The 15562-nt window shown below is 60.7% G+C and carries 16 protein-coding genes and 1 pseudogene; 9 read left to right on the top strand and 8 right to left on the bottom strand.

The genetic code is table 11. The features are described from left to right. Positions 1-359 precede the first annotated feature (359 nt). Entirely contained in the window at positions 360-1046 is a 687-nt protein-coding gene (locus AC1RNA_RS07690) for a hypothetical protein (protein WP_492950684.1), read from the bottom strand. 212 nt (positions 1047-1258) lie between these two features. Here AC1RNA_RS07690 and AC1RNA_RS07685 point away from each other — a divergent pair, with 212 nt between their 5' ends. Next, positions 1259-1918 (top strand): hypothetical protein, encoded by a 660-nt coding sequence (locus AC1RNA_RS07685; protein WP_492950683.1) that lies wholly within the window; start codon positions 1259-1261, stop codon positions 1916-1918. Positions 1919-1954: 36 nt separating this feature from the next. Then, on the top strand, positions 1955-2161 hold the full coding sequence (locus AC1RNA_RS07680) for a DUF2188 domain-containing protein (protein ID WP_492950682.1): 207 nt from the start codon (positions 1955-1957) through the stop codon (positions 2159-2161). 84 nt (positions 2162-2245) lie between these two features. Here AC1RNA_RS07680 and AC1RNA_RS07675 read toward each other — a convergent pair. Both AC1RNA_RS07675 and AC1RNA_RS07670 read right to left on the bottom strand, forming a co-directional pair. Further along, a pseudogene (locus AC1RNA_RS07675) lies at positions 2246-2467 on the bottom strand (sigma-70 family RNA polymerase sigma factor); the annotation flags it as partial. A 50-nt stretch (positions 2468-2517) separates the two neighbouring features. Further along, positions 2518-2667, bottom strand: coding sequence for a hypothetical protein (locus tag AC1RNA_RS07670; protein WP_492950681.1), 150 nt, complete (start codon positions 2665-2667; stop codon positions 2518-2520). Positions 2668-2841: 174 nt separating this feature from the next. Between AC1RNA_RS07670 and AC1RNA_RS07665 the strand changes: the two genes are divergently transcribed. Continuing rightward, on the top strand, positions 2842-3090 hold the full coding sequence (locus AC1RNA_RS07665) for a hypothetical protein (protein ID WP_009337209.1): 249 nt from the start codon (positions 2842-2844) through the stop codon (positions 3088-3090). 91 nt (positions 3091-3181) lie between these two features. Here AC1RNA_RS07665 and rpoD read toward each other — a convergent pair whose 3' ends face one another. Together rpoD and dnaG are read right to left on the bottom strand one after the other, a co-directional pair. Continuing rightward, positions 3182-5311 carry an RNA polymerase sigma factor RpoD gene (gene rpoD / locus AC1RNA_RS07660; protein ID WP_009337211.1) on the bottom strand — a complete coding sequence of 710 codons (2130 nt, stop codon included), beginning with the start codon at positions 5309-5311 and terminating at the stop codon, positions 3182-3184. A gap of 289 nt (positions 5312-5600) precedes the next feature. Next, positions 5601-7598, bottom strand: a complete 1998-nt coding sequence (gene dnaG / locus AC1RNA_RS07655; RefSeq protein WP_492950680.1) for a DNA primase — start codon at positions 7596-7598, stop codon at positions 5601-5603. Positions 7599-7918: 320 nt separating this feature from the next. On the opposite strand from dnaG, the gene AC1RNA_RS07650 reads away from it, so the two are divergent. The 4 genes from AC1RNA_RS07650 to AC1RNA_RS07635 all read left to right on the top strand — a co-directional run bounded on the left by AC1RNA_RS07650 (position 7919) and on the right by AC1RNA_RS07635 (position 10742). Next, positions 7919-9103: an MFS transporter gene (locus tag AC1RNA_RS07650; protein ID WP_492950679.1), complete on the top strand. Its 1185-nt coding sequence runs from the start codon at positions 7919-7921 to the stop codon at positions 9101-9103. A gap of 10 nt (positions 9104-9113) precedes the next feature. After that, a complete protein-coding gene (locus AC1RNA_RS07645; protein ID WP_492950678.1) occupies positions 9114-9914 on the top strand; it encodes an N-formylglutamate amidohydrolase in 801 nt (266 codons plus the stop codon). Between the two features lie 77 nt (positions 9915-9991). Then, positions 9992-10306 (top strand): ArsR/SmtB family transcription factor, encoded by a 315-nt coding sequence (locus tag AC1RNA_RS07640; protein ID WP_492950677.1) that lies wholly within the window; start codon positions 9992-9994, stop codon positions 10304-10306. Beyond that, positions 10299-10742: an SRPBCC family protein gene (locus AC1RNA_RS07635; RefSeq protein WP_492950676.1), complete on the top strand. Its 444-nt coding sequence runs from the start codon at positions 10299-10301 to the stop codon at positions 10740-10742. The genes AC1RNA_RS07640 and AC1RNA_RS07635 overlap by 8 nt, the downstream gene beginning before the upstream one ends. 131 nt (positions 10743-10873) lie before the next feature. Here the strand turns inward: AC1RNA_RS07635 and AC1RNA_RS07630 are convergent, their stop codons facing one another. Continuing rightward, entirely contained in the window at positions 10874-11329 is a 456-nt protein-coding gene (locus tag AC1RNA_RS07630; RefSeq protein ID WP_492950675.1) for a GatB/YqeY domain-containing protein, read from the bottom strand. Positions 11330-11511: 182 nt separating this feature from the next. Here AC1RNA_RS07630 and carA point away from each other — a divergent pair, with 182 nt between their 5' ends. Together carA and AC1RNA_RS07620 are read left to right on the top strand one after the other, a co-directional pair. Further along, entirely contained in the window at positions 11512-12702 is a 1191-nt protein-coding gene (gene carA, locus AC1RNA_RS07625; protein WP_492950674.1) for a glutamine-hydrolyzing carbamoyl-phosphate synthase small subunit, read from the top strand. Between the two features lie 9 nt (positions 12703-12711). Further along, positions 12712-13812, top strand: a complete 1101-nt coding sequence (locus AC1RNA_RS07620) for a glycosyltransferase family 4 protein (RefSeq protein WP_492950673.1) — start codon at positions 12712-12714, stop codon at positions 13810-13812. Here AC1RNA_RS07620 and AC1RNA_RS07615 read toward each other — a convergent pair. Both AC1RNA_RS07615 and AC1RNA_RS07610 read right to left on the bottom strand, forming a co-directional pair. Next, entirely contained in the window at positions 13795-14805 is a 1011-nt protein-coding gene (locus tag AC1RNA_RS07615; protein ID WP_009337228.1) for a glycosyltransferase family 9 protein, read from the bottom strand. The genes AC1RNA_RS07620 and AC1RNA_RS07615 overlap by 18 nt on opposite strands. A gap of 155 nt (positions 14806-14960) precedes the next feature. After that, positions 14961-15485: a Dps family protein gene (locus AC1RNA_RS07610; RefSeq protein WP_492950672.1), complete on the bottom strand. Its 525-nt coding sequence runs from the start codon at positions 15483-15485 to the stop codon at positions 14961-14963. Between the last annotated feature and the right edge of the window lie 77 nt (positions 15486-15562).

The following is a 15562-nucleotide window of genomic DNA, read 5'->3' as shown; positions in this document are numbered from 1 at the left end:
CCACACGCTTTGGGCCGTCCGCGGCAACATCGTCGTCAGCGCCTCATCTGCGCGGGTCACGACGCCCCTTGAAAACAAGGCGAAGCCCTCCCGCGCGTCAAACGCGCCTGACGCTGCCGCGTCCACCGCATCCCGCCCCGCGACAAGTGACGATCGCGAGCCGCCCCTCGGGAGTGGGACGGGATAAGTAGGAATATAATCCAAAATAGCGAGTTTGTCAAATTGGACCGCTCGTTCGGCGAGAAGCGCACGGCATGGCTCTATCGTCGAGGTCCGTTGCTATCGTTCGGTGACATAAGGCTAGGAGAAAATTTCGCCAGTGGATTGCCTAAAAAGAATGTCGCTGGCATCGGCAGTGCTTAAACTTGAAGCTCAGATTCCACATATTCTTTCGCGTGCCGTTCCTCCTCCGGTGTAACTGCTTCCTTTCTGAAAAAGGCAACCTTCGATGAGTAAACGTCATTTGAATCCATATCTTCTATGAAGGCCGTTCCAAAAATCACAGAGCTTTCTGGATGAGCGACACATTTAAAGTGTCCTTGAAATATTGTTGTTTGAGAATATCCCGAAAAAAACATTCGGCCGTGGCGCGTGACTATTAGTCCATCGCATTCAGCGCGCCGCTTATTTCGGTTGCGATATCGCAATACGAAGGTAGCAACAGCAGACTCGTGCTCGGTTCGGATAGCCCAAAAGTTTAGGTCAAGATCAGAGAACTTGTGCAGTACACGATAGTCGCCGTGATACCGATTTAAAGGCTTCTGAGACTCTGCAGTCATTCCCAATTCGGCGAGAGTGAACTGATAAGCATTAATGCGTTTTTCAAAGTTCAAATCTGGAAGTTGGGCAATTGCATCGACAAATTCGGCCCAACGGTAAGCTGTTTCAATCTTTTTGGGATCTTTGAGATAGTTGCGGAGTGTGGACGCTGAGATGTGTCGCCTAGCCAACACCCTTTTAACCTCTTCCAGACGCCCCGCCTCTTCATATGACTTCAGCCTCAAAACAGCGGCACGTATTTTTTTCGATCGATCTTGCGGTTCCATGTCCGAATCTGCGTCGAGTTGATGCAATTTGCGCGAAAGCTATAATTTTGACGAGAGATCTACAAATTTGTACGAATGTTTCCGATTTTGAATAACTAAATAATTGATATTGATATTCTTTTTATTGAAATTTGCGTTTTGGAACTCCACTCTCAAGTCAATTTCGTGATCGATTCTGAGGAATCGGCGATAATTATGGGATTGGACTAGGCATGAAACCGGCAGGCTTTACTGCGTTCCTTAAGTTACTTGAACTTTCTGATCCTCTTCGCAAATCCGAGCTAAAGAAAAAGCTTAAAGGCGGGGGTGGCTTTCCGTATTGGCGCCCGCTTCAGACGGTTGCACCAAAATCAATTGTTCCTGGCGCGAACATCTCGCTTTTGAAAACAGAAATCGACAGCCTCAGCTGTAGCGCGCCACAACGCAAATATAATCAAAGTGGATTTGCGGCCTTCAACAAATGGTCCAAGGGCAAGTCCCTTGTGAAAACATCTGCGTTGCCGATCATCGACGTACCTTTTGGAGATTCCGGCTTAACTGTCCGCATCCGGCCTGATGTATCATTTGCAGTTGATGGACAACTATTCTCGATGAGTTTGTGGGCAACAACAAAGCCCCTGCTGAGTACAGCCTCTCTTTCGATGGGAATGCTATTTCTCTCGGAGGCCTATAAGAATCAGGAATATTTCGATCACAAACATCTAATTCTCGACACGATAACCGATCGACTTTTCCGCGAAGAAGATATTTTGCCTAACACGCCCGATCTTCTGAGCAAAAAAATTGTAGCTTTTAAAAACGACATAGATTCCTTGGGCACCCCACCTTCGGCCTTACCCGACGCGCCGTCGGATCACCCAAATCCGCCATGATGAAAACAGACTGCGGTTAAAGCAAAGGAGAAACTAGTGACTGACAAGCGGTTATTTGTAGAGCGACGTCCCCAAGGCGACTACGCCGTCAGGCGTGCTAATTCGGAACGTGCAAGTGATGTTCTGCCAACTCAAAAGAAAGCAATTGAACGAGCACGTCAGTTAAATCCAGATCAAGAACCCCGTGTGGAACGAGTTCGAGAAACTAATCGCGGCAAACCAGATCAATGGCGAAAACCATAATAAAACAAAAACGGCGGGCCGAAAGGCACGCCGTTTTTGTTTTATGGATTGCCGGATCAAGCCCTGCAATGACAATCTGAGAGATCAGTTATCCAAGAAGCTCCGCAGCTTCCTTGAGCGGCTCGGGTGCTTCAGCTTGCGCAGCGCCTTCGCCTCGATCTGGCGGATACGTTCGCGCGTCACCGAGAACTGCTGGCCGACTTCTTCCAGCGTGTGGTCGGTGTTCATGCCGATGCCGAAGCGCATACGCAGCACGCGCTCCTCGCGCGGCGTGAGCGAGGCGAGCACGCGCGTCGTGGTCTCGCTGCGGATTTTGATTTCAATGACCAGCGATCCATGAGCCCGTCTGCCCGCCCCTACTTCGGCGGCTGAAGGCCCGGGCTGTTGGCCCATTCGTCGCGATGCTCGTATGCGCTCTGCTGCTCGCTCTCGCGGGGCCGACGCTCCTGCGAGGCCGCCTTGCGTTCAGGCCATTCCCGCTCCGTCGTCTTCGGCGCTTTGCTCATGTGCGGGATTCCTTCTTGGCTGCTGAAAACGCCACCCTATGCTGGCCCCGTCATCTCCGCAACATCTAACTTATTGATTTTACTATAGTTTTTTACTCATTTCACGCCTGTTCGGGAACTTACCCACGATGAGTAAGTTGAGTAAGTGACGCCTCCAGAACATGGGAAAAGGCCATGAACTCAGACTTACGCGGCGAACGCCTCCAGATCATGCTCTCCCCCGAAGAGCTTTCTGCGATTGACGATTTTCGCTTCCGCCACCGCATGCCGACGCGCGCTGCGGCCGTGCGCGAGCTTTTGAAGCTCGGCCTTGCCGCCTTCGCGACCGACGGCGGACCGAACATGAAGTCGAGCAGCTATGGCGTGTTCGGCCGCGGCAAGGATGGCCATCGCGACCCGACCGGCGAGGACGACGTCGCCTGACGATATTCCGGCGCGGGCCTGCCTGCGACTTTCCAGCAAAAACGGCGGCCTTTGCGGGCCGCCGTTTTTGTTTGTCGCGTTGCCGCGAGGATCAGTTGTCGAGGAAGCTTCTCAGCTTCCTTGATCGTGACGGATGCTTCAATTTCCGCAGCGCCTTCGCCTCGATCTGACGAATACGTTCGCGCGTGACCGAGAACTGCTGGCCGACTTCTTCCAGCGTGTGGTCGGTGTTCATGCCGATGCCGAAACGCATGCGCAGCACGCGCTCCTCGCGCGGCGTGAGCGAGGCCAGCACGCGCGTCGTGGTCTCGCGCAGGTTCGACTGGATCGCCGCGTCGATCGGCAGGATCGCATTCTTGTCCTCAATGAAATCGCCGAGGTGAGAATCTTCCTCGTCGCCCACCGGGGTTTCGAGCGACAGCGGCTCCTTGGCGATCTTGAGAACCTTGCGCACCTTCTCCAGCGGCATGCCGAGCTTCTCGGCCAGTTCTTCCGGCGTCGGCTCGCGGCCGATTTCGTTGAGCATCTGGCGCGAGGTGCGCACGATCTTGTTGATCGTCTCGATCATGTGCACCGGAATACGGATGGTGCGCGCCTGGTCGGCGATCGAGCGGGTGATGGCCTGACGGATCCACCACGTCGCATAGGTCGAGAACTTGTAGCCGCGGCGATACTCGAATTTATCGACCGCCTTCATCAGGCCGATGTTGCCTTCCTGAATGAGGTCGAGGAATTGCAGGCCGCGGTTGGTGTATTTCTTGGCGATGGAGATGACGAGGCGGAGGTTCGCCTCCACCATTTCCTTCTTCGCCTGCCGCGCCTCGCGCTCGCCCTTCTGCACGCCGAGCACGATCTTGCGGAATTCGCCGATCTCGAGGCCGGTCAATGCGGCGAGCTGCTGGATCTCGTGGCGCAGGTCCTTGATCTTGTCCTTCTCGTGCGCGACGAAATTCTTCCAGCCCTTGGCGGCGAGTTTCGACACACGGTTGAGCCAGCGCGGATCGAGCTCCGAGCCGACATAGTTCTTCAGGAAGTCCTCGCGGCCGACGCCGTGGCTATCGCCGAGGCGGAACAGGCGGCCTTCGTAGGACACGAGGCGCTTGTTGATGTCGTAAAGCTGCTCGACGAGTGAATCGATGCGCGCCTGATTGAGGCGCAGCGACTTCACCTCGACGATGATTTCGTCCTTCAGCTTCTTGTATTTGCGCTCCTGCGACGGCGACAGCGACTCGCTCTGCAACTGGTTGGCGATGTCCTGCTCCTGCAGGCGGCGCAGCTTCTTGTATTCGGATGCGATCTTGTCGAAGGTCTCGACCACGCGCGGCTTCAGTTCAGCCTCGATCGCGGCGAGCGACATCTGGTTCTCGAACTCATCGTCCTCGTCGCCATCGCCTTCGGGTGCTGCGGCGTCATCGCCCGCGGCGGGCGCGGGGCGGAACGGGGTCGCGGTCTGCGGCGCGGTCTGCGCGGGCGCGGCCTGCTGGGCCGCGATCACCTGCACGGTGCCGTCGCCGTTGACGACGGCGGCGGTCGGCTGGCCATCGGGGCCGACGGGACCCGCGATCATCGCCGGGTTCACGCCGTTCTTGCCCTCGGGGCCGGCATAGGTCGCTTCAAGGTCGATGATGTCGCGAAGGAAAATCTTTCCTTCGTTGAGTTCGTCGCGCCAGATGATGATGGCCTGGAAGGTCAGCGGGCTTTCGCACAGGCCCGCGATCATCGCCTCGCGGCCGGCCTCGATGCGCTTGGCGATGGCGATTTCGCCTTCGCGCGACAGCAGCTCGACGGTGCCCATCTCGCGCAGATACATGCGCACGGGATCGTCGGTGCGCTCGCCGGGCTCCGACTTCTTGGTTTCGGTGACGGCCTTGGAGGTGACCTCGACAAGCTCGTTATCGGTGTCGTCGTCGGCCTCGTCCTTCTCCTCGTCCTCGTCGTTGGCGTCATCGGCTTCGGAGACGTTGATGCCCATGTCCGAGAGCATCGCCATGATGTCCTCGATCTGCTCCGGCGAGGTCTGGTCGGAGGGCAGCACTTCGTTGAGCTGATCGAAGGTGACGAAGCCGCGCTTCTTCGCCTGCTTGATCATCTTCTTGACGGCAGCATCCGAGAGATCGAGCAAGGGCGACGGCGCGTCGGCGGAATCCTTTTCGGGAGTCTCGGCGGCCTTGGCTTCTTTTTCCTTGTCCTTGACCGCTACCGTCTTCGCCTTGGTGGCCATACTTGTCGCTCCTGAAACGCACGTCGCGCGCGAGGCTTTCGCCTTGCGCGGAATTCGAATTTGGTGATCGCGCCGGGCCAAAGGTCCGCGCCGATCAGGTCAACGGTCTGACACGGAAAAGGCGGCGCGCACCCTACGCCACCCTTTGACCTGTCCCCACGATTCAGCCGCCGTTTTGGCCCAGAGGCCGTTAATCTTCGATTAACCCTGTATTTGCGGGTAAATCCTCGTTTTGGCGAGTCTTTTTCGCAAAAAACGAAAGCCCGCCGCCGCCGAAATTCCTGCCCCGTCAGGCGCGGAACCGCCCCGAGGACTCCCCGAAGCCTTCAATGAGCGCTTCGGTCCCGTCCGCCGCCGCAAGCCTCGCTTTGACATCGTTCAGCCAGACGTTGTTCGCCTCGCTGCCGTCATGTCCGAGCGCCTGTTCGGCATCCTTCAACTCCCTAAGTAGGGCGTGGGATTGCCGATGCAAGGCAACGAGTTGCTGCCAGGTCGACAAAACATCCTCGCGCGCCGCACCCGCCTGCGTACCCCACACGTCCTTGGTGGTGAGGGCCTTCTCAACTCGTTGAATTTGCTCGGAATAATTGTTTTTTTGCAACCATGAGGCGATCCGGTCGCGTTCCGCCTCCGGATCGTCGGCCGCGCCATAATTGGCAAACGCCGCGATAATGCCGGCGCGCAATTTCACCGCATCGGGGTGGGCGAGCTCAAGGCCCGCGATCTCCTCGAGGTGGTCGTGCAAGAGCCAGGGGTGATTGATGAGCGACTGCAGGATCAGCGCCTCGCGCCGCGACAGCGCGCTGCGCTGGCCCCGCATCAGGGGGGAGTTCGCCAGTTGCGGGCTCGCGGCCTGGTACGGTCCACGCCCCAGCGCGGCTGTGGATAGATTGGCCCGGCTGCCCGGCCGACCGCCGGAACCGGCTCCGAAACCGCCCCGGCCCGGAAAACGCCGCGGTGATTCGCTCCGGAAACCGCCCCGCGCCCCGCCATAGCCGCCGCCCGGCGCGGCCCCCTCGGGCGCGAACATCCGGCGCAATCGCTCGGCAAAATCCTGCCGGTAGTAGCGCCGCACGGTCTCGTCGCGGATGCCGTTGGTGAGTTCGTGGAGTTTTGCTTCCAGTGCGGCGCGGCGCTCCGGTGTCGCAAACTCGCCGCCCTCGGTCGCGCGCGCCCAGATCATGTCTGCGAGCGGACGCGCGGCGGCGAACACCTCATCAAGCGCGGCACGGCCGCCGGTGCGCGCGAGATCATCGGGGTCCTGCCCTTCCGGCATCATCGCGAAACGCAAACTCTTGCCGGGCATCAGATGCGGCAGCGCGAGGTCGGCGGCACGAAACGCCGCACGCTGGCCAGCGCCATCGCCGTCGAAGCATAGCAGCGGCTCGTCGGCCATCTTCCAGAGTAACGAAAGCTGGCTTTCGGTCAGCGCCGTGCCGAGCGGTGCGACCGCAGCGGGAAAGCCCGCGCCGACCAGCGCGATGACATCGACATAACCTTCGGCGACGATCACCGGCGCGCCGTCATGCGCCGCCTGCCGCGCCATCGCCTGATTGTAGAGATTGTCGCCCTTGTGAAAGAGCGTCGTTTCCGGCGAATTGAGATACTTCGCAGGCACATCCTTTTCGAGCGCACGGCCACCGAACGCGATGATGCGGTTGCGTGCATCGGTGATCGGAAACATCACGCGATCGCGGAAGCGATCGTAAGGCACGGGAATGTCGTCGCCCGCGATCAGCAAGCCCGCTTCCACCATGTCATCGACCGACACGCCGTGCGAACCAAGATGCTCTTTCAGCGCGAAGCGCTCGCCCGGCGCGTAGCCCATGCGAAACTGCAACTGTGTGGCGGGCGAAATCGAACGGTCGGCAAGATAGCCGCGCGCTTTCGCGCCGGTGCGCGAAGCCAAAGTCTCCGCGAAGAACTTCGAGGCCAACTCCATCACGTCATACAGCGTGCGGCGGCGCTGCTCGTGACGCGCGGCGTCCGGTGTCACCGCAGGCAGCGCCATGCCCGCCAATGAGGCGAGCCGCTCTACCGCCTCGACGAAGCCGACGCCTTCGGTCTCCATCACGAAGTCGAAAATGTTACCGTGCTTGCCAGAGGAGAAGTCGTGATAAAAACCCTTCTGGTCATTGACCGTGAAGGACGGCGTTTTCTCCTGATGAAAGGGCGACAGCCCTTTCCACTCCTTGCCCGCCCGCTTCAACTTCACGCGCTTGCCCACGACTTCCGACACCGGAAGCCGCGCGCGCAGATCGTCGAGAAATTGGGGCGTGAAACGCATAGGGTCGAATGGAATCCTAGTCAGCCGACCATCAATATAGGACCGGCAGCGCCAAACCCATAATCCGCCTCCGATGTGCGGAAATACCGGCTCTTGTCCCCACTAGTCACAGGTTATTGACCCCCAAACGCGGCCGACAGCCTTCCAAAAGATGCCAGTTCCCACGACATAGCGAACACCCAACCCGCGTCATTCCGGGGCGCGAGCCCAAGCGAGCGAGCCCGGAATCTGTCTCTCACATCGAGATTCCGGATCGGCTCGCTTCGCGCGCTGTCCGGAATGACGAAAATCTATACCGAATCCAAAGCTGAAAGCCCCGAATGACCACGACCCCCGTCAAATCCGACGATCCCGGATTCTGGATCATCCTGTCATTTGCGATTGCCTGCGGCGTCACGGTCGCCAACCTTTATTACGCGCAGCCGCTGATCGGGCCGATCAGCGAAGCCTTCCACCTCGACATCTCGGCGTCCGGCCTGATCGTGACGATGATCCAGCTCGGCTACGTCATCGGGCTGATCTTTCTCGCCCCGCTCGGCGACCTCGTCGAAAACAAGACGCTGATCCTCACCGCACTTTGCGCGGTGATCGCAAGCCTCGCCATCTCCTCTTTCGCGCCGACCGCTTCGGTCTTCATCGCGGCCTCGCTGTTGCTCGGCATCACGGCGACCGCAACGCAGATGGTGCTGCCGGTCGCGGCCCACCTCGCGCCCGATCACAAACGCGGCCAGATCGTCGGTACCGTGATGAGCGGCCTGCTGTTCGGCATCCTGCTGGCGCGGCCGGTCTCGACGCTGGTGGCGGGCGTTATCGGCTGGCGTGGCGTCTATGCCGCCTCGGCGGTCGCCATGCTCGCCGTGCTGGTGATGCTGGCGTTCACATTGCCGCGACGGCAGCCGGACCACACGCTCAATTACGGGAAACTACTTGGTTCGATGTGGTCGCTGCTGCGCACCACTCCGGCGTTGCAGCGCCGCACCGCCTATCAGGGCATGATGTACGGCGCGTTCTCGCTGTTCTGGACAGCCGCGCCACTGATCCTGCTGCAGCCGCCGTTCTCATTGAGCCATACCGTGCTGTCGCTTTTCCTGCTGAGCGGTGCCGCGGGCGCCTTCGTCGCCCCCATTGCGGGCCGCCTTGCCGACAAGGGGCATGGCGATGCATTGACCATCGCGGCCATCGTCATGGTCGCGATTGGCTTCGCGCTGGTCTGGGTCAGCGGCCACTCCCTGACGCTATGGGTTCTCGCAGGCATCATTCTCGATGCGGGCGTGCAGATGAACATGCTCGTTGGGCAGCGCACCATTTATGCACTCGGCGCGGACATCCGCAGCCGCGTGAACGCCCTTTATATTGCGCTGTTCTTTCTCGGCGGCGCGATCGGCTCGGCGCTCAGCGGTTGGGCCGTGAGTCATGGCGGCCATGCCAAGGTCGCAATGATCGGCCTATGCTTTCCCGCAATCACGCTTATACTCTTTCTGGGGGAGCTATCCCGGCGCGATTGACGAGGGACCCATGCATTCACCTGTTTCACCCCTCCTGCTCGATACCGATGAAGTCGCGCCCGTGCGCGAAGACAACGCAGACAGCACGTCTCCTTTTCTGCTCACCTGCGATCATTACGGCAAACGCATCCCGGAACGCCTCGGCCGGCTCGGCCTCACCGAGAGCGATCTGGAACGGCACATCGCATCGGATGTCGGCATCGCCGGTGTCGCGCGGCGGCTTGCGGAGGCCACCGGCGCGCATTTGATCGCACAGCGATATTCTCGCCTCGTGATCGACTGCAACCGGCCGTTCGAAAGTCCGGGCTCGATCCCGCTGATGAGCGAAGCCACTCACATTCCCGGCAATGACGGCCTGAACTTCGAGGACATCGCCGCGCGCCGGCGCGAGATTTTCACGCCCTATCACGCGCGCATCGCGCAAGCGATCGACCGCCGCGCCGCAAAGAACCTGCCGACCATTCTTCTGTCGCTGCATTCGTTCACGCCGGTCTATGCCGGCGTGGCCCGGCCGTGGCATGTCGGCACGCTCTATCAGAACGGCAACGGCCTGCCGCCCTTGCTGCTCAAGCTGTTGCGCGCCGAAGGCCATTTCCTGGTCGGCGACAACGAGCCTTACTCGGTAAGCGACGCTACCGACTACACCATCCCCGTGCATGGCGAGCGCCGTGGCATCGCCAATTCCGGCATCGAAATCCGGCAGGATCTGATCACTGACGAAGCCGGCCAGATCGAATGGGCCGAACGGCTGACGCGCATCCTGCACGAGCTCGAAGGCCGCCTGCTGGCGCAGGGGCTGGTGAAACGCTGACCTAAATTTTCAGGAATTTCCCATCGCGAATTATTGCTTCTTGACATGCAACCATTTGGTTGCCTATTATCCGAACCATGGATGAGGTCTTCAAGGCACTGGCGGACGCATCGCGGCGCTTGCTGCTCGACAGGCTTCATGCCCGCAACGGCCAGACACTGCTTGAGCTTTGCAACGGCCTCGACATGACGCGGCAGGCCGTCACCAAGCATCTTGCGATTCTGGAAGACGCCAATCTCGTCGCCACCATCAAGCATGGGCGCGAGAAACTGCACTACCTCAACCCCGTGCCGATCCATCAGATCGGCGAACGATGGATCAAGAAGTTCGAGCGCGGAAAACTCGAAGCGCTCAGCGAGTTGAAACGAAAACTGGAGAAGCGTGATGAGTAAACCGGAATTCGTCTACACCACCTACATCAAGACCACGCCCGAGAAACTGTGGCATGCGCTCACCGACAAGGCGTTCACCGAGAAGTACTGGTACTGCTGCAGCCTGACGTCCGACTGGAAGGTCGGCTCACGCATGCACATGGACCGCGACGGCGAGGTGAAGAACGAATGCGTCATCCTCGAATCCGATCCGCCGCGCAGGCTGTCCTATAGCTGGCAGTCGGTGTTCGACGAGGAGATGCGGAAAGAGAAACCCTCGCGCGTCACCTATGTCATCGAGCCGTCCTACGACGGCGTCAAGCTGACCGTGACGCACGAAGGCTTCGCGCCAGACAGCAAGACGCTGCCGAGCATCTCGACCGGCTGGCCGCTCGTGCTATCGAGTCTCAAGAGCATTCTGGAAACCGGACAGCCGCTCGCCTTCGAGCACGCGTGAGGCGGCGCACGTCGATCATGCCTCGCTCAATGAGGCGATGAAAAAATTGTCGTCCCCGCGAAAGCGGGGACCCAGTGACCGTATTGGAAGAAAACTGGATTCCCGCTTCCGCGGGAATGACCGGCGGCTGACTAGCCCGTCAGCGCGGCCTTCACGAGGCCGCTGGCCTTGCCGAAATCCATCTGGCCGGCGTACTTGGCCTTCAGCGCGCCGATCACCTTGCCCATGTCCTTCATGCCGGCCGCGCCGGTGTCATTGATGGTGGCGGCGATGGCGGCCTTCACCTCGTCCTCAGACATCTGCTTCGGCAGATAGGCGGAGATCACCGCGATCTCCTCGCGCTCCTGGGCGGCGAGTTCCGCGCGGCCGCCCTTGTCGTAGAGTTCGACCGATTCCTGGCGCTGCTTGATCATCTTCTGCAACAGGCCGAGGATGTCATCGTCGGACAAAGGCGGCTTGCCCTGCCCGCGCGCCTCGATATCGGCGTTCTTGATCGCCGAGTTCACCATCCGCAGCGTGGAGAGCTTGCGCTCCTCCTTGGCCTTCATCGCCTCTTTTACGGCGGTGCTGATGTCGTCGCGCAGCATGGTCAATCTCCCCGGGCGCACAGGCGCCATCAAATCCGCGTTGGATTTACGGGGTTTTTCGCCCTTGGACAACCATCCCCTGCCTTGGGCGCCGGGCGCGGACGGCAAACATGAGGAAAGCGCATGGAATGCCGCCCTTTGCCCTTTGACGCGCTGCGGCACCCGCGTTATGTCATGGGCTTATGATAACAAATGACAATTCCCCCGCCTGGCCGGACAAAAAACCGACCGCGCTGCTCGTGCTTGCCGATGGGACCGTGCTGGAAGGCTTCGGCCTCGGCGCAGAAGGCTCCGCTGTCGGCGAGGTCTGCTTCAACACCGCGATGACCGGCTACGAGGAGATCCTCACCGATCCCTCCTATGCCGGACAGCTCATTACCTTCACCTTCCCGCATATCGGCAATGTCGGCGCCAACGACGAAGACATTGAGACGGTGAACATGGCGGCGACGACAGGCGCGCGCGGCGCGATCCTGCGCGCCTCGATCACCGACCCGTCGAACTATCGCGCCACCCGCCACCTCGACAACTGGCTGAGTGCGCGCGGCATCATCGGCCTTGCGGGCATCGATACCCGCGCGCTGACCGCCTTGATCCGTCAGAAGGGCATGCCGAACGCGGTGATCGCCCACAGCAAGAGCGGCACATTCGATATCGCCGCGCTGAAGAAGGAAGCCGCGGCGTGGCCCGGACTCGAGGGCATGGACCTCGTGCCGATGGTGACGAGCGCCCAGCGCTACGACTGGGACGAGACCGACTGGCACTGGGGCAAGGGCTTTGGCCGTCAGGACAAGCCGGAATTCCATGTCGTCGCTGTCGACTACGGCATCAAGCGCAACATCCTGCGCCTGCTCGCGGGTGAAGGCTGCAAAGTCACGGTCGTCACCGCCAAGACCTCGGCGGAAGATATTCTCGCCATGAAGCCCGACGGCATCTTCCTATCAAACGGCCCCGGCGATCCGGCGGCGACCGGCGAATATGCCGTGCCGGTCATTAAGAAGATCATCGACAGCGGCGTACCGACGTTTGGCATTTGTCTGGGGCACCAGATGCTCGGCCTCGCCGTCGGCGGCAAGACCATGAAGATGCATCAGGGCCACCATGGCGCGAACCATCCGGTGATGGACCTCACCACCGGCAAGGTCGAGATCACCTCGATGAATCATGGCTTCGCGGTGGACAAGACCACGCTGCCATCGAACGTCGAGCAGACGCATTATTCATTGTTCGACAATTCCAACTGCGGCATCGCGCTGAAGGACAAGCCTGTTTTCTCGGTGCAGTACCACCCGGAAGCGTCCCCCGGCCCGCGCGACTCGCACTATCTGTTCACGCGCTTCGTCGATCTGATGCGCGCGAAGAAGCGGGCCTGAGCACAGCCGATGGCGACCATCATCTTCGCCGACAAGACGCTGCGCTATGACGGCCGCGATTTCGAGAAACGCCCGCTCGGCGGCACCGAATCCAGCGTGATCCAGTGCGCGCGCGAACTCGCCAAGCGCGGGCATCAGGTTACGGTGTATTCGAACTGCGACGCGCCGGTGATGGATCGCGGCGTGATGTGGCGGCCGCTCGACGGCGAGCGGCCCGACACCTGCGACCTCTATATCGCCTGCCATCAGCCGGAATTGCTGGGCTTCGTGCGCAAGCCGCGCCGCAACGCGATCTGGGTGCTGTGGCCGGTGAACCAGCTCAAGCACTACAAGAAGTTCTGGCGGCTGTGGCTGCATCGCCCGGTACCGGTGCTGATGAGTCTGTTTCAGGCGAAGAAATATTCGCCGGTGCTGCCGCAGCATGAGCCGCAGTTCGTGCTGCCGCACGGCTTGCCCGACGATATTCGCGGCCGCAGCCCGCTCACCGAAGCGCCGCCGCCGCGCGCGATCTTCGCTTCGCATCCCACGCGCAATCTGCACCGTGTCGTCGAGATCTGGGGGAAACACGTGCTGCCGCGCGTGCCCAATGCTGTGCTCGATGTCTATGGCATCAACGCGCTCAAGGAAGGCGATGATGCGTGGGCGGCGTGGGAAGGCCGCTTTCTGCCATCGGGAATGTCCCCGCAGGTCAAAGCCTCGGTGCGGGTGCATCCGCCGCAGAGCCGCGAGACGCTGATCGCCGCGATGCGCAGCGCGCGGGTGATGCTCTATCCCGGCCACAAGACGGAAGCGTTTTGCCTCGCCGTCGCCGAAGCGCAGGCGCTCGGCCTGCCCGCCATCGTCTCCAACATCACCGTGATGCCCGAACGTGTGATCGACGGGCTGACGGGCTTCGTTCACGACGACGATGCCAAATTCGGCGCGGACGCCGTGCGGCTTCTGACCGACGACGCGCTGTGGCGCAGCCAGCACGAGGCGGCGTTGCGTTATCAGCAAGGCATCACATGGTCGGAACACGCCGGGCGGCTGGAGAGTTTCCTTCTGTCGGACCTCGAGCCGATCTATCGCTCGGTGCTGGCGCTGCCGCCAACCTCAAACGTCACGCAGTAAACCCTCGACGGCGGTCACCACCGCATCGACAGGGATCGCCTCCATCGTCTCGCCGCCATGATCCTGCGCACGGATCACGACACCGCGCGCGGTCAATGGTGCCCAGCGCGCAGGGTTGGTCGGCCCGAACAGGCTGACGAGCGGCGCACCAATCGCGCCGAACAGATGGCCCATGCCACTGTCATTGGCCACGGCAACCTTCAGGCGTTCGCCCAGCGCGATGGCATATTCCAGCGAGGCCGCATCGGCATCATCTGCGTCGGCTTGCGGAAACAAAGCCGAGGGGATCGATGCGCGTAATTCATTCGCGATGGCCCGCTCCTGCGGACCGGTGAAAACCACCGGCGTCAGGCCTTGCGCCGCAAGACGCTTCGCCAGCGCCACATAGTTCGGCAGCGGCCAGTTCTTGCGCGCCTCGCGGCTGCCGATGGCGATGCCGACATATTTCGGGCCATCCGGCAGCGTCTGCGCGGCACGCGCACGAATACGGTCACTCAATTGAAAGCGGCCCTGCCATTCGGGCGCGCGCTGCAATGCCGCTTCCGCCATCGACAGCGCCCGCGCGGCAATGCCTTCCGGGCGCGACCAGCGGCCGGGCGGGCGTTTGTCGGACAGCGCATAACCCGGCAGGCAGCAATAGAAGCCACGATGTTTCAGGATCGTGCGCGCGAGAGCCACCGTCACCAGCCGCGTGCGCATGTCGAACACGAGATCGAACGGCGGAAATGTGCGCAATTGCCGGATCACGGTGCCCATCGGCGTCGTGATGTTCGCATTTTCAACCACATGGGCGATCAGATCGCCGACGAACGGCCTCATCTCCCGCGCCATCGAGGTGGTGTGGGTCGCAATCCACCAGATCGGCCGGTCGGGATAGGCGCGTGCAATCGCGCGCAGAAAAGGCAGCTTGAGAAGCGTATCGCCCAGTCCCTCGCGATCGACCAGAACGGCGATCGGGCGAACATCATCGGCGCGTGACACCGTCGAACTCATGCAAGAACCCGCAGGTTGATCCTACCGGGCCATGCCTTAGCGGAAGGCTATGTCGAAGGCAAAGGGAGCCGCTTGCAACTCAGCCAAACCAGCGCAACAAAAACGCCCTCATTGCTGAGGGCGTTTGAAATCGGCGCAAATCCCGGGAGGCAGACTCACGCCTCGTTGCCGCCTTCCTGGCGGCTTGCCTCGAACAGGAACCAGGTCCGGCGCTCCGCCTCGTCGATGAAGGTCTCGAGGATGCTCGTGGTCGCCACGTCGCCACCCTTGTCGGCGACCTCGTGTGCCTTGCGCATCTCGGCCGCCAGGTGCTTGTTGTCGCGCATCAGCTCGCGCAACATCTCGCGCGGCGGCACATAGTCCTCATCGTTGTCCTCGATGGTCTGCAGCTTGGCGATCTGCCCGATCGAGCGTAGCGTGTTGCCGCCGAGCTTGCGGATACGCTCGGCCAACTGATCGGTGGTCGCGAAAATCTGATCGGAATGCTCGTCCAGCATCAGATGATAATCGCGGAAATGCCGCCCGCTCATGTGCCAGTGGAAATTCTTGGTCTTCAGATAGAGCGCGAAGACGTCGGCCAGCAGCGCATTCACCGCTGCCGCAATCTTGTCGACTGCTGCCGGTTGCAGATCGGTTGGCGTATCCAGTTCAGATGCCACGGAGTTCTTGGTTTTGCTCACGACGGACCTTCCTGCTAGTAGGGGTGAGTTTATGCTGCCGGGGAAATCCGGCCCGACGATTATCAACTCACGACATA

The organism is Afipia sp. GW821-FHT14H12 (assembly GCF_058803465.1).
The sequence above is the reverse complement of the archived record's forward strand: the minus strand, read 5'-3'. Positions and strand labels throughout refer to the sequence as shown.

Coding starts and splice junctions, on each gene's coding strand:
- AC1RNA_RS07640 (WP_492950677.1), top strand. CDS start 9,992: ATGGATGAGGTCTTCAAGGCACTGGCGGACGCATCGCGGCGCTTGCTG.
- AC1RNA_RS07670 (WP_492950681.1), bottom strand. CDS start 2,667: ATGAGCAAAGCGCCGAAGACGACGGAGCGGGAATGGCCTGAACGCAAG.
- AC1RNA_RS07685 (WP_492950683.1), top strand. CDS start 1,259: ATGAAACCGGCAGGCTTTACTGCGTTCCTTAAGTTACTTGAACTTTCT.
- rpoD (WP_009337211.1), bottom strand. CDS start 5,311: ATGGCCACCAAGGCGAAGACGGTAGCGGTCAAGGACAAGGAAAAAGAA.
- carA (WP_492950674.1), top strand. CDS start 11,512: ATGATAACAAATGACAATTCCCCCGCCTGGCCGGACAAAAAACCGACC.
- AC1RNA_RS07620 (WP_492950673.1), top strand. CDS start 12,712: ATGGCGACCATCATCTTCGCCGACAAGACGCTGCGCTATGACGGCCGC.
- AC1RNA_RS07665 (WP_009337209.1), top strand. CDS start 2,842: ATGAACTCAGACTTACGCGGCGAACGCCTCCAGATCATGCTCTCCCCC.
- AC1RNA_RS07635 (WP_492950676.1), top strand. CDS start 10,299: ATGAGTAAACCGGAATTCGTCTACACCACCTACATCAAGACCACGCCC.
- AC1RNA_RS07650 (WP_492950679.1), top strand. CDS start 7,919: ATGACCACGACCCCCGTCAAATCCGACGATCCCGGATTCTGGATCATC.
- dnaG (WP_492950680.1), bottom strand. CDS start 7,598: ATGCGTTTCACGCCCCAATTTCTCGACGATCTGCGCGCGCGGCTTCCG.
- AC1RNA_RS07615 (WP_009337228.1), bottom strand. CDS start 14,805: ATGAGTTCGACGGTGTCACGCGCCGATGATGTTCGCCCGATCGCCGTT.
- AC1RNA_RS07645 (WP_492950678.1), top strand. CDS start 9,114: ATGCATTCACCTGTTTCACCCCTCCTGCTCGATACCGATGAAGTCGCG.
- AC1RNA_RS07690 (WP_492950684.1), bottom strand. CDS start 1,046: ATGGAACCGCAAGATCGATCGAAAAAAATACGTGCCGCTGTTTTGAGG.
- AC1RNA_RS07630 (WP_492950675.1), bottom strand. CDS start 11,329: ATGCTGCGCGACGACATCAGCACCGCCGTAAAAGAGGCGATGAAGGCC.